At 43.6% G+C, this 12,925-nt stretch carries 9 protein-coding genes; 5 read left to right on the forward strand and 4 right to left on the reverse strand.

All coding sequences use genetic code 11. The features are described 5' to 3' along the window. Positions 1-122: 122 nt before the first annotated feature. The gene (locus IE070_RS05130; RefSeq protein ID WP_189481146.1) at positions 123-773 is read right to left on the reverse strand and encodes an RluA family pseudouridine synthase; all 651 of its coding nucleotides are present in this window, start codon (positions 771-773) and stop codon (positions 123-125) included. A 4-nt stretch (positions 774-777) separates the two neighbouring features. Continuing rightward, positions 778-3,690, reverse strand: coding sequence for an RNA polymerase-associated protein RapA (gene rapA, locus IE070_RS05135; RefSeq protein WP_189481148.1), 2,913 nt, complete (start codon positions 3,688-3,690; stop codon positions 778-780). A gap of 314 nt (positions 3,691-4,004) precedes the next feature. On the opposite strand from rapA, the gene IE070_RS05140 reads away from it, so the two are divergent. The 3 genes from IE070_RS05140 to IE070_RS05150 all read left to right on the forward strand — a co-directional run bounded on the left by IE070_RS05140 (position 4,005) and on the right by IE070_RS05150 (position 7,405). Then, positions 4,005-5,396 carry a PhoH family protein gene (locus tag IE070_RS05140; RefSeq protein WP_189481150.1) on the forward strand — a complete coding sequence of 464 codons (1,392 nt, stop codon included), beginning with the start codon at positions 4,005-4,007 and terminating at the stop codon, positions 5,394-5,396. 70 nt (positions 5,397-5,466) lie between these two features. Continuing rightward, positions 5,467-6,501, forward strand: a complete 1,035-nt coding sequence (locus IE070_RS05145) for a hypothetical protein (RefSeq protein ID WP_189481152.1) — start codon at positions 5,467-5,469, stop codon at positions 6,499-6,501. 37 nt (positions 6,502-6,538) lie between these two features. Then, on the forward strand, positions 6,539-7,405 hold the full coding sequence (locus tag IE070_RS05150) for an RluA family pseudouridine synthase (protein ID WP_189481154.1): 867 nt from the start codon (positions 6,539-6,541) through the stop codon (positions 7,403-7,405). A gap of 44 nt (positions 7,406-7,449) precedes the next feature. On the opposite strand, the gene IE070_RS05155 is transcribed toward IE070_RS05150, so the two are convergent. Both IE070_RS05155 and IE070_RS05160 read right to left on the reverse strand, forming a co-directional pair. Then, entirely contained in the window at positions 7,450-9,498 is a 2,049-nt protein-coding gene (locus tag IE070_RS05155; RefSeq protein WP_189481156.1) for a tetratricopeptide repeat protein, read from the reverse strand. Between the two features lie 62 nt (positions 9,499-9,560). Continuing rightward, positions 9,561-10,508, reverse strand: coding sequence for a D-2-hydroxyacid dehydrogenase (locus tag IE070_RS05160; RefSeq protein ID WP_189481158.1), 948 nt, complete (start codon positions 10,506-10,508; stop codon positions 9,561-9,563). A 204-nt stretch (positions 10,509-10,712) separates the two neighbouring features. On the opposite strand from IE070_RS05160, the gene IE070_RS05165 reads away from it, so the two are divergent. Continuing rightward, entirely contained in the window at positions 10,713-11,642 is a 930-nt protein-coding gene (locus IE070_RS05165) for an ABC transporter ATP-binding protein (RefSeq protein ID WP_189481159.1), read from the forward strand. Further along, a complete protein-coding gene (locus IE070_RS05170; protein ID WP_189481161.1) occupies positions 11,639-12,820 on the forward strand; it encodes an ABC transporter permease in 1,182 nt (393 codons plus the stop codon). Before IE070_RS05165 ends, IE070_RS05170 begins: the two co-directional genes overlap by 4 nt. The last annotated feature ends 105 nt before the right edge of the window (positions 12,821-12,925 follow it).

Raw genomic sequence — 12,925 nt, forward strand, 5'->3', positions numbered from 1 at the left:
TTGACGTGAAAGTATTATTAGTTTTGTACAAATTTATAGCGATTCTTTCTAAATTGGCGAAATTACCTCAGATTATACCTGAGTTAACTGAATGTTGCGTTAACAAATAAATACTTTTCGCATTAAAACGGACAGGGTGCTAAAAATGTCAGCCAGCTTCCTTGGCTAGGATGAAACAAGGAAAGTTGCTGAGCATGTAATTGCAAGCGTTCTGCCGGTTTTGCGCGGGCGTCAGCATAAAATTTATCACCTAGAATAGGGTGCCCAATAAATTGTAAATGCACTCTGAGTTGATGTGAGCGGCCTGTAACAGGCTCTAACGCGACGCGCGTTTCTGTTAGGTCACGGCTTAACACCGTAAAATGCGTTAAAGAGGGCTTGCCATGTTCAAAACACACTTTTTGTTTTGGACGGTTTGGCCAATCGCATATTAATGGCAATTCAATACTGCCAACAGCGGCATTAATTTGCCCAGCCACCCTAGCAATGTAACGTTTTGCCGTTTGACGTAGCTGAAACTGCCGATTCAATTGGCGTTGTGCTTCTTTGTTTAACGCCATCACCATCACACCTGATGTGGCCATATCTAAACGATGAACCACAACCGCGGTTGGCCAAACGCGCTGCACGCGATACTGCAAGCAATCAAAATGCGCTGCCGCTTTACCAGGCACAGAGAGTAGGCCGCTGGGTTTGTTCAAGATCACAATATCGTGATCTTGATAAATAACCTCTAGATAGGGCGTTAATGGTGGCTGATAATCAATCAACATTTTGTTATTCGTGGCTAACGATAATTAAACGGATTGCGTCCAGTTTTAATCTGGCCTTCTGTAAAAATGCCTGTAAGTGATCTTTTTGCGTGGCCAGATGGGCAATTTCTTCTTCACGCACCAAGGGGTTTACTTTGCGAAGTGCAATTAGCCGTTCAATATCTGCCGTTAAAGCTTGCTGCATCTGTTGTTGTGCTTGAACAACGAGAGCGTCTAGTTGCTGTAGAGCCTGCAATTCTGCGCCCGCCAGTAACGGATGGATCATATTTTGTAAGGCATTCACCAACTTGGTCGCAGTTTGTCGACCGACAGGCTTAAGTTGTCGGTTAAAATTATCGAAAGGCACTTTGGCGGCTAAATTTTTACCGGTTTTATCCAATAATAAACGGATAGGCGTTTGCGGCAGATAGCGGCCAAGTTGTAAGGCGGCTGGGGCGGTAGCTTCGGCAATGTAAATCAATTCAATAAAAAAGCTCCCCACAGGCAGGGCTTTGTTAGCTAATAATGCCACCGCGCTATTACCGAGTTGATCATGGGTGAGCATATCTAACGTGCCCGATACCATGGGATGATCCCAGGTTAAAAAATGAATATCTTCTTCTGCCAGAGCTGTTGCGCGATCAAACGTCACCGTAGTGCCTTCGTCATCTAAACCCGGATAATTGGCTTGCAATTGTTCTGAAGGTTTCAAGATGATGCTGGTATCTGAGCGATCTTCCTGCGCGACGCCCAGTAAATCCCATGCCTTAAACATTAACATAGGCAGCTTAACGTCTTCATCTACTTGGCGCACATCGTCACATAATTGGAGCGCGCTAGTGCCACCACTCGAATTCAATTCGAGCAGTTGATCTCGCCCTTGTTCGAGTTGCTGTTGTAATTGTTGTTGCAGCGCGGCGCACTCACTAATAAGGGTTGCTCCTAGCTCGCGGTATTCTGCAGACGTTTGGTAATCTGCAAGTAATAACTCAAGTTGATTTTTTTGTTGCTCAAAAATCAAACGGCCAGTTTGGCAGGTGCGCGCAAAGGCGTTCAAACCCTGTTGATACCACTCAACCAATAATTGCTGTGCCGTATGTTCGAAATACGGAATATGGATTTGAATATCTTGTTGCTGACCTATTCGATCTAAGCGTCCGATACGTTGTTCCACCAAATCAGGATTCAGCGGTAAATCAAATAACACTAAGTGATTGGCAAATTGAAAATTTCGACCCTCGCTGCCAATCTCCGAACAAATTAACACCTGTGCACTGTATTCCTCTTGCGCAAAATAAGCTGCAGCCTTGTCGCGTTCAAGAATACTCATGCCTTCATGAAAGACGGCCGCCCGGATCCCTTCGGTGATCCTTAACGCTTCTTCTAAGGCGAGAGCTGTTGCGGCTTTGGCACAAATTACTAGAAACTTTGCATGCTTGTTTTTTTTAAGTTGTGTAGCTAAGTAGTGCACGCGGGGATCAAATTGCCACCATTGACTTTTATCACCTTCAAACGCTTGGAACACTTGTTCTGGAAACAAATTGGCATGAATCTTTGCGGCTAATGGGGCGTCTTTGTTCAAAGCGCGCTGTACTTTTAAGGCATTATGGTATTGCTCTGGCATCGCCAGAGGGATCTGCTGTGGACAACGGATAGGAAAGCCTTTGATACTATTTCGACTATTGCGAAATAAAATACGTCCTGTGCCATGTCGATCAAGTAATTTTTGTACCAGTAATGCGCTGTTTTCATTGCTAAGTGCGTTTTGCGTTGGCAACGTGGCTAATACGTGCTGGCTTTCGTCATCAGTTAATAAGTGCTGTAACTGAGCAATTTGCGATGAAGCTAATATCGGTGTTGCAAGCAAATGGCGGGCTAAATCAGCAATGTGTTGATAATCCTGCTCTTGTTGTTGAAACTGCGCGTAATCATAAAAGCGTTCAGGATCAAGTAAGCGTAAACGGGCAAAATGGCTTTGATGACCAAGTTGATCTGGTGTGGCGGTGAGCAAGATTAATCCCGCGGTGTCTTGGGCTAAATTTTCGATACGCTGATATTCAATGCTGGGTTTTTCTGGATGCCAATGCAAATGATGAGCTTCATCTACCACCAATAAATCCCAATGACTGCTTACGGCTTGTTCGTGCCAACTTTTCTTTTTAGCCAGAAACTCCATGCTGCATAACACTAACTGTTCAGTGTCAAAGGGATTATCCGCATCTAATTGCGCTTGTTGACAACGTTCTTCATCAAAAATAGCAAAACGCAGATTAAAGCGCCTTAGCATTTCGACTAACCACTGATATTGCAGCGATTCTGGCACAACAATTAACACACGACTGGCAAGCCCTGTAAGTAACTGCTGATGAATAATCAGCCCAGCTTCAATGGTTTTACCTAACCCAACTTCATCGGCTAATAGCACTCGAGGTGCGTGGCGCTGTGCAACGTCGCGTGCAATGTGTAGTTGGTGGGGGATCAGACTGACTCGGCCCCCGACTAAACCACGTAATGGGCTTTGTTGTAATTTTTGTTGTTGCTGCCAGCTTTGAAAACGCAAAGGGAAATATTCAAAACGATCGATTTGCCCCGCAAATAATCGATCTTGCGGTTTGTTAAAGCTTAAGAAGTGATCTAAAAAGGTTTCACGCAAGACAACCGTCTCGCCGGTATCTAACCGAGTACCATGATAGCTGAGTAATTGCTGCTGTTCAGTGATTGTTTCTACAAGCAGGGTAAAGCCTTCCGCACTTTTTACTTCATCACCAATATTGAAGCTAACACGGGTTAGCGGTGCTTCTTGCTGAGAATAAAGCCGAGTTTCACCGCTGGCGGGAAACAATAACGTAAGCATGCGGCCTTCTTGCGCGATAACCGTACCTAACCCTAAATCAGACTCTGTATCGCTGATCCAGCGTTGTCCCAATGCGAAATTCATTCTAAACCCTAACAGTCAAAAAACGGGGCGTAATGGTACAGCGAATTACGATTTGTTGCATCAGTCTCATGCAGGTTTTTCTTACACTATATTGCACCTCTAGCATACAGATAATCTGAAAATTGCAATACGCCTGTAGATAAACTGTCATGTTAGTGTAGCAGTCTATCAAAGTTGCACTATGCTCAAGAGAACACATTTTTAATGGTGATTGATGTCAAAAGCATAGCAGCAAAACGGCCAACGTCAGCTTGGCTATTCGTAATGGCAAGCCTGTGGCCATCAACAGTATTTTGCCGCGCAAAGGAGTATGTATGACACGTAAAAAATCGAAACAAAAAAAAATTTATGTCCTTGATACCAACATTCTGCTGCATGAACCTTTCGCTTTTTTAAATTTTGAAGAACATGATGTCGTGATTCCTATGACGGTGTTGGAAGAGCTCGATCATATAAAAGATCGTCATAAAGATGTCAGTCGAGATGCACGCGTCGCTATACGTGCGCTCGAGGATGTCTTAAAAGATGCTAGCCCAGAGCAAATGTTACGGGGGGTAGCGCTACCTTCGCAACATGAGGAGCGGCCAGCTGGGCATATTTTTATCGTCAATGATCATCACTTAAAGGATGAGATCCCCGGATTGCCGGGAGGCGAAAATGATCATTTGATCATCAATACCGCGTTGTATTTACAGCGTGAGAAAAGTCCTGTAAAGGTGATCTTAGTCACAAAAGACATCAATATGCGACTCAAAGCTAAAGGTGCAGGCCTTAAGCTAGTTGAAGACTACCGTACCGATCAGCTTATTGATGATGTGCGTTTTTTATACAAAGGCTACTTTACGTTTCCAGGTGAGTTTTGGGGCTCGGTAGGGGAGTGTCGCAGCGTAAATGAAGGACGCGACACAGTGCATTATATCAGCCGAAAAGTATTACCTAATGCCTACATTAATGAATTTTTGGTTGATGAAGCAGAGAGTTTTGCAGGTAAGGTGTTAGCCATAACAGATAACGAATTGAAAATAATAGACTTTGGTTATGAACGCTTAATGCATCGCCGAGCTTGGGGTATCCATCCTAAAAATATTTACCAAGCCATGGCGATGCAAGCGCTGTTAGATCCGGAGATGGATCTGGTGATATTAACGGGTCCAGCGGGTTGCGGTAAAACGTTGATTGCCTTGGCGGCAGCTTTGGAGTTAGTGATTGAAAAGGGTTTATATGACAAAGTAATCGTTACGCGAAATACCCCTGAAATTGCCGAGTCTATTGGGTTTTTGCCGGGTTCAGAAGAAGAGAAAATGGCACCATGGTTAGCTGCGATTACCGATTCCTTAGAGGTGCTGCATAAAACTGACGAGCATCCTCATGCCAGTGTGAATTACATTATGGAGAAAGCCAATATTCAGTTTAAATCAGTCAATTTTATGCGAGGACGCAGTATTCAAAATGCCATTGTCATTTTAGATGAATGTCAGAATCTGAGCGCAGCACAACTTAAGACCATTATTACCCGTTGTGGTGAAGGCACCAAGTTAATTTGCTCGGGCAATCTTTCACAAATAGACAGTAATTATCTTACCGCTGTGACATCAGGGTTAACCTATATAGTAGAGCGTTTTAAAAACTTTGAAGGCAGTACGACGATTAATTTAAATGGTGTCGTACGCAGTCGATTAGCCTCTTTTGCTGAGGCGAATTTGTAACAGGTGATATTGACTATTAATTAAAAGTCGCTACTTTAGCTATATAAAAAATTGCTGCAAAGGACAGGGCATGCAGAACCCGGCTATTTTTGAATACCATCGTACCCGTAACCTTGCAGCAATTTTGATTTTACTGTTAAGCGTGAGTGCCGCATTAATACATTTTCTATTGACCATAGATAATCGATTGATCGATACCGAACAACGATTACAAGCCAAAGCCCTTCAGCTCGATAATCAGTTGTTACCCCTTGTTAATTTTAACGCTTGGATAACGCAATCAGCATCTCTTGGCATCTCGGCTCAAGGTTCTTTATTACCAATGAGATTGTTTAGCCATGCGGGTGATTCATTGGTTTTTGAAGATTGGCAGCAGAAATCACCTCAAATACAATTAGAATTAAACTGGTTGCAACACTTAGCGCAGGCCTTCACGACCCTACATATTATTCAGCCAGGCATTGAGCAAGTCATTTATGTTTCTGAGCAAGACTTTTTGTTCATTAGTCCAAAACCGACTGAAGACTTTGCAATCGCTGAACTGGCGCCTTGGTTTGTAAAACGCAACTTGGCGGATTGGCAAGATGACCTCTTATTGCAAAGTACACTGCTGTCGCATAACAACGTTGTGTTAAGTCGAAGAATAAAACGAGGTTCTGAGAAAGTAGGGTATATTTTGTTTGTACTCGATGTGGCTGCTTTGTTGAAGCCCTTACAACAACAATCACCTGAAGCAGATTTTTTATTACTGGATGAGTCTGGACAGCAATTAGGCGGGACTGGGCAAGCCGGTGTGATTCCAGATAAGTTATTGCTTCAGGTACAACGTATCGGCCAACACCCTTTTTCGTTGGTGATGTTAGCGCAACGCGAAGGCGTTTTACAGGCAGGCGGACGTGACTTTTTGACGTATTGGCTGGGTTATTTATCTGTACTCACAGTATTTTTGGTGTTGTGTCTTTATCGACTTAAACAAAAGATCGTTGCACCCGTAAAGCGTTTAACGATTCATGTTGAACGCATGCTTCGAGAGCAAGGTGGCGTAAGACATATCCCTAGTGGTTGGGAGGAGATTTTTGATAAGATCAGCCGTTTAAAATCCTGACATCTTGGCGTTACGTGCGTCAGTAGAGAGCTTAAAAATGAAGTTTAGTCGACAACTACGCGCCACTGAGTCGCAATCAGCCATAACCTTATTGGTGAGTTCAGTTCCAGAGCTTAGTAAAGGGCGTCTGAAAGATGCCATGAATAAAGGGGCTGTTCAATTACTAGGTAAACCGATTAAACGCCTGCGACGTGCTCAGTTTATGTTAAAAGCCGGAGATACGTTGCAGTTGCATTACGATGATGATCTCCTGCAGCGGCAGTGTCCACAGCCAGAGTGTTTGTTTGATGAAGTCGCCTACAGTATTTGGTTTAAACCTGCAGGTATGCTATCGCAAGGTAATGAATGGGGCGATCATCTCAGTTTACTGCGCCATGCCGAACAATATTTTACCCCGCTTCGACAGGTTTTTTTATTGCATCGATTAGATCGGGAAGCTAGCGGTTTAGTCATGCTAGCACACACGAAAAAAGCGGCCGCAGCATTAAGTCAACTTATCGCGACACAGCAAATAAGTAAGCACTATCAAATCACTGTAAAAGGCCAATTGAATGACACCTTGCTTAAGCAAGGTGTCATTCAATTACCGCTAGATGGAAAACCGTGTGAAACGCGCTTTACGCTGAGATCATATCAGGCTGAGAAGGCATACAGTGTGCTTGATATTGCGCTAATTACTGGGCGTAAGCATCAAATAAGACGACATTTTGCCGCGATTGAACATCCAGTAATAGGTGATCCGCAATATGGTAAAGATAACAAGCATAAAAGCGGCTTAGCGCTACAAGCCGTACGTTTGCATTTTAACTGCCCCTTGCGTCGCAAACAGCAGTCATTTGAATTACCCGAGCGATTACGCTTCACGCTGAATGAAGGATATTCAATGGCTGAACGTTTAACGTAACAAACGACAGCCATAAAAATGTCTAATGCGGGTAAGCTTTAAGCTTAATGAGGTATCTTCAATGGCTGATGATTTAACGTAAGGGTTAACTCACCCAATCGACACGCATTTAGCATGTCTGCGCGAACATCTTCTACCTGCCACTCGCAGGGACGAGGGTGTTCTGCGATAAAGCGGAGTTGCCAAGCCTGCTCATGGCTAGGCTGACGCTCGGCTAATGACCAGCCAAACCATACGGCTTCTGTTATGGCGTTCAGATCATCTTTATGCCAATGTTTGCCTAACATATCCTCTAACGTAAAATGCGCAGCGAGTACGGCAGCCTCAGCCCCCAAAGCGGTTAATTTTTGTTGTAACAGTAACGTTGCCTGTTCAATCAATTGCTGTTCTGAATTGGCGTCATCACAGCCGATAGCAAGCCAGAGCATTTCAGTGTTACTAAAACTTGCTTTAATCTCAGAGGTGCGAAGTTCTTGCTCGATTTGCGAAAACAATACAGTAACAATCTGGTGACCATATTGCCGTTGAAGTGACGCGCGGTCGCGAGGTAGTAACACTAACAGTGTTATAGGTTGCTGCTGTGAGGCGGCTTTAAGCTTATCTCTGAATTGTATCCATTGTTTTGGGGTGACATCGGGCGCCGATAATACGGTTGTGGGTATATGTTGGCGTCGATAGAGTTGCCAAACAAAAAATGCGACAAAGATCATCAACACGAGTAATACCTGCAACAGTAATTGTCTAGACTGTGCTGTCGCTAATTGCTGTTTCAATTGGGTGGTTACTTGATTTTGTTGCTCAACATCACTTACTTGATTTAAGCCGTCTTTGAGCTCCGTGAGTTGATATTGCATCTGTGTTTTAAGCTCTAATTGATGCAATTCTGTGATTTTCTGCTGAATTTTAAAGGCGTCTTGCCACTTGTTATCGGCCACGGCTAATGCTGCAGCGCTGGTATTAAAGCGTAACTGTAAAAATGTTGCAGCTTCAACAATGTCAGTTGCGATCCCATCTAACAACGCTTGGGCGTCGTTGTAACGTTGTTGCTCAATTAACAGTTGTACCAACGCCAGCGTGGTTTCTAGTATTAACCCACGAGAATTAAGCTGTCTAAAGTGTTGTAGTGCTTGATGATAGTAAGCTTCTGACTCTGCATAGCGCTTGCGTAATAAAGCTGCTCTGCCAAGACTGTAATAAACGGTTGCGGCGCGTGAGGTGTTTTGATGTTGTTCCGCGATGGCTAAGGCTTCTTTTAAAAGTGTTTCAGCGTGATCAATTTTATCAGGATTTTCTAAATAGCTTTCTGCTAGGTACACTAAAACATAACTATAATTATGCGTTTTGTTTAACTGTAAATAGCGATCAGCGGCCTGATTGAAATGCTCAAGCGCGTCTGTATGTTGATCTAATTTACGATGTGCCATGCCAAGTCTAAAGTGAATTGACGCGATTTGTTCTTCATCTTTTAATTGAGTAGCAAGAGTAAGTCCCTGTTGCAAATGTGTGAAAGCATATTGATATTGATTATTTTGTAGGGCTATACGGCTGCTTAAAATTAAGGCATTCAGTTCACGTGGCGCGTTTTCTAATTCTCGTGCTAAAAGTAAACTGCGTTCGGCGTATTGAAAGGCGGTCTTTATATTACCTTGTAAATTGTAAGCCGAGGCGAAGTTAGTCAACACGTCGTTGAAAAGTAAGCGTGAGGGCGCATCGGTAAGCGAAAGTAAAATGTGTTCTGCCTGAATAAGCTGCTGCAGCGCCATTTCAGAATCTTGGTAATAAATACCGTAAACTTGGGCTTTGTGAAAAAGGCTTAATGCGCGAAGATAAGGTGTTTTGGCAAGAAGTTCTGCTTTACTAACGGCATCTAACGCGGCTTCACGATTATTAAGAGTTTGATACCCCTCAGATATAACTAAATAATCTTCCGTTGTCAGGCTTTCAATGGCCTGCTCTTGAAGGAGATTAATAATTTTCTCTGCATTTTCTGGGCTGCTGCTAACGTACTTTAGACGTTCTGTTAGGGGGTCTGCTAAAACTATCGTGCTAACAAAAAACAGTAAAGCAGTCATTATCATAAAAAAAAGACGCATAGTGTCGTGTGCTCTTATTAATATATCGCGTGGTATTTTCCCAATGGCAACAACAAGGCAGTTCAGTTATCCGTTCTGTCTGCAATAAAATTGTGAATGTTTACAGCGATTTTGTGCACCATTCTTTTTCTTGCCTCTTGACTAGCCCAGCCAGTATGAGGCGTTATCAGTAAGTTTGGATGCTTACTGTTTAGCAAAATATCGTTTGCTGGCGGCGGTTCCTGAGCCAATACATCCAGGCCTGCAGCACGCACCTGGCCACTGTGTAGTGCTGTGATCAAGGCGTTAGGCTCAATCAAGGCGCCGCGCGCTGTGTTAATGATAATTGCCCCAGGTTTCAACCAACTCATGCGCTCGGCATCCAACAAGTGAAACGTGTTAGTGGTTAAAGGACAGTGTAACGAGACCACATCGGCTTGTGCTAATGCTGTTCGAAATAGCACTCTGCCTGTTCTTGCATGCGCCGCGTCTGGCCGCTCCGAAATAATTACGTTCATGCCAAAAGCGTTGGCTAACGCAGCTGTTTTTTGACCAAGTGCACCATATCCAATGATAACCAGCGTTTTACCTGCCAGCTCCATAATTGGGTAATCAAGCAAACAGAAATTTTTACTTTTTGACCATACGCCCGTCTGCACCGCTTGATGATACTGAATCAGTTGGTTTGTGAGTGCCAGCAATAAAGCAAAAACCTGTTGCGGTACCGCAGTTTCGGCATAATTTTGCACATTTTTTACCACTATTCCAGCGTTGTTTGCGGCAACGATATCAACATTATCGGTACCGGTTGCCGTGACCATAATGGCTTTTAAGCGTGGCAGTTGTTGCAGCGAAGCCGCATCGAGCACACATTTATTTATAATAGCGATGTCAGCGTGTTGTAAGCGCGGCACAATATCTGCTGCATCAGTGTAATCGTGCAAAGTTAAGTGACAATCGGGTTGTTGTAATTGTGTAATATCCGCATCGCCTAAAGTGGCCGCGTCTAAAAATACAAGTTGGAATGGCATAAATAATAACCCGCGTTTTACCACGTTAATTGCAATAAAAATTAATTAGCTACTTTTATCACAGCTTTAGCTTAAATGCAGCTGGTAAACTGCTGCTTCTGGGCTTTATCGCATCAAATAGATTGTTACAACGTTAAAATTTGGTGATGTTTCTTGTTGCGTTAATGAATGTTACTCTACGGTAAAATGATGAGAGAGCCTTTTATGCACATTACAGTCACAGAGATTGAAAAGTCTTATGCTACGGTTAGCGCGGTTTGCGGAGTGAGTTTTACCATCAATACCGGCGAGATATTTGCGTTACTTGGCCCGAATGGCGCTGGGAAGTCTTCGATTATTCGTATGTTAGTAGGAATGACGCGCCCAGACCGAGGTACTATAGTCGTGACGCACCAGCAGGCGCATTATGATCACGTGCCAAGACGTTATTTAGGCTATTTACCTGAAGATCGCGGTTTATACCCTGATAAAAGCGTAGAAAAAAATCTGCTGTATTTGGCGCAGTTGCATGGGCTATCGAAGGCGCAAGCGCAACAGGAAATGGATCATTGGTTAGCAATTTTTGAGCTAACTGAACGACGCAAAGAAGATTTGAAACAACTGTCAAAAGGGAATCAACAAAAAGTACAGCTTATTGCTGCGGTTATTCATAAACCGGCTTTAGTGATATTGGATGAACCCTTTTCAGGTTTAGATCCGATTAATCAGGAAAAAGTCGTTGAGTTTCTAAAAACCTTACGCGCAAAAGGTATGACCGTGATTTTGAGTGCGCACCAAATGGCCATGGTAGAAAAACTAGCCGATCGCATGTTATTGATGGCGAAAGGTCAAGTGGTTTTAGCCGGTACGTTAATGGATATCAAGCAACAGGCACAGCCTAAACCTGTAGTTGTGATTGAAACACAGCAAGCTATAACTGCGGTGCAGCTCGCAACATTGTTGCCTGATTACACTGTGTCATTGCAGTCAGAGCACCGATTTAGCGTGGCGTTACCTACAACGGCAATGCTATCAACCTGTTTGCAAACCCTGCTAAATGAATTCACGGTGCAAAGCGTGTCTATGCAAAATCCCGATCTGCATCAATTATATTTAACCGCCATGTCTGCGCATCAGCAAGAGGAAATAGCATGATTTCTCGGCAAAGCTTAATCGTCGCTAAATGGGAGTTTTTACGTTTTTTTAAGTGGAAACAGCAATTAATTTCCTATGTCATTATGCTCGGTATTATGGGCGCCATTTTTACTTGGCAATACCTAGTGGATGAAAGTCGGGATGAGTATCGTATTGCGGTACCTGCGCATTTCACCATAGAAAATACTGCACAATTTCAATTTCAACGACCCTCCGTATCGATTGACGAGCAGTTAAATCAATTGATGAGCAGTGAAACGTGGCATGCCGTTGTCACGGAAGAAGACGCGAGTATTGTGGTGCACACTGCCGCTGGAAAAAAGTGGCAGCAATTATTAGAGCAAGTATTAGAGCAGTATTTTCGGCAGCAATATGGCTTGGCACAAGGATTAACGCCAGAGCAACTTTTACGCTTATCAGAGCCCGTATCGCTAGAAATGCGTTTCTTAGATGAAGATTATAAAGGTGATGATCGGCCTGAAAAAGGGATTGCGCTGGCGGTGTTATTTATGCTGCTGATTGGTCTTACTACGGCTTTTGGTCAGTTACTAATGAGCATTACGGGTGAAAAGCAACAACGTGTTACCGAACAATTGTATGCCATTGTAACACCGCAACAATGGATTGACGGCAAAGTATTAGGGCATAGTTTAAGCGCAATGAAAGCAATGTTTACCACCAGTTTAGTGATGTTTGTGGGGATTCTGATAGCCGTCTTATTTTTATCAGATAAACCGCTACCATGGCATTTAATTAATTGGGGCGTAATTGCTTGGCTAGTCCCTTTTGCTTTATTAGGTATTTTGTTGTGTGCGTGTTTTATGGCGGCAATAGCGGCGTCCATCGATGATCCTAATACTAGTGGCAAAGGCGCGGTCATGATGATTACCTGGTTGCCTTTGCTCTTTACATACTTGGTTATAGACAGCCCTACGGGCTGGGGAATGACAGTGCTAAGTTGGTTACCAATAACGTCATTTGCGGCCATGCCGGTGAGGTTAGCAATGGTGGAGTTAGCGTGGTGGCAACCCTTGTTATCGTTGTTATTATTGGTGGCCATGTTGTATTGGATGCGTCGTGTTGCGGGACGGATTTTTTTACGCGGTATGCAAATGTACGGGAAAGAACCCAGTTGGGCTGATATTATGCGCTGGGCAATGAGTAGAAAAACCGAGTAACGCGTCTTATTGCGCGACGCTAGATTGAACTATTCAGGTTAACGTCAGCCTGACGTGTCATAATTATGTTGGGTATGTTTTTTAGCGTCGCGCGTTTAGCCCGCG

The sequence above is a fragment of the Alishewanella tabrizica genome (genome assembly GCF_014652375.1).
Classification (GTDB): Bacteria; Pseudomonadota; Gammaproteobacteria; order Enterobacterales; family Alteromonadaceae; genus Alishewanella; species Alishewanella tabrizica.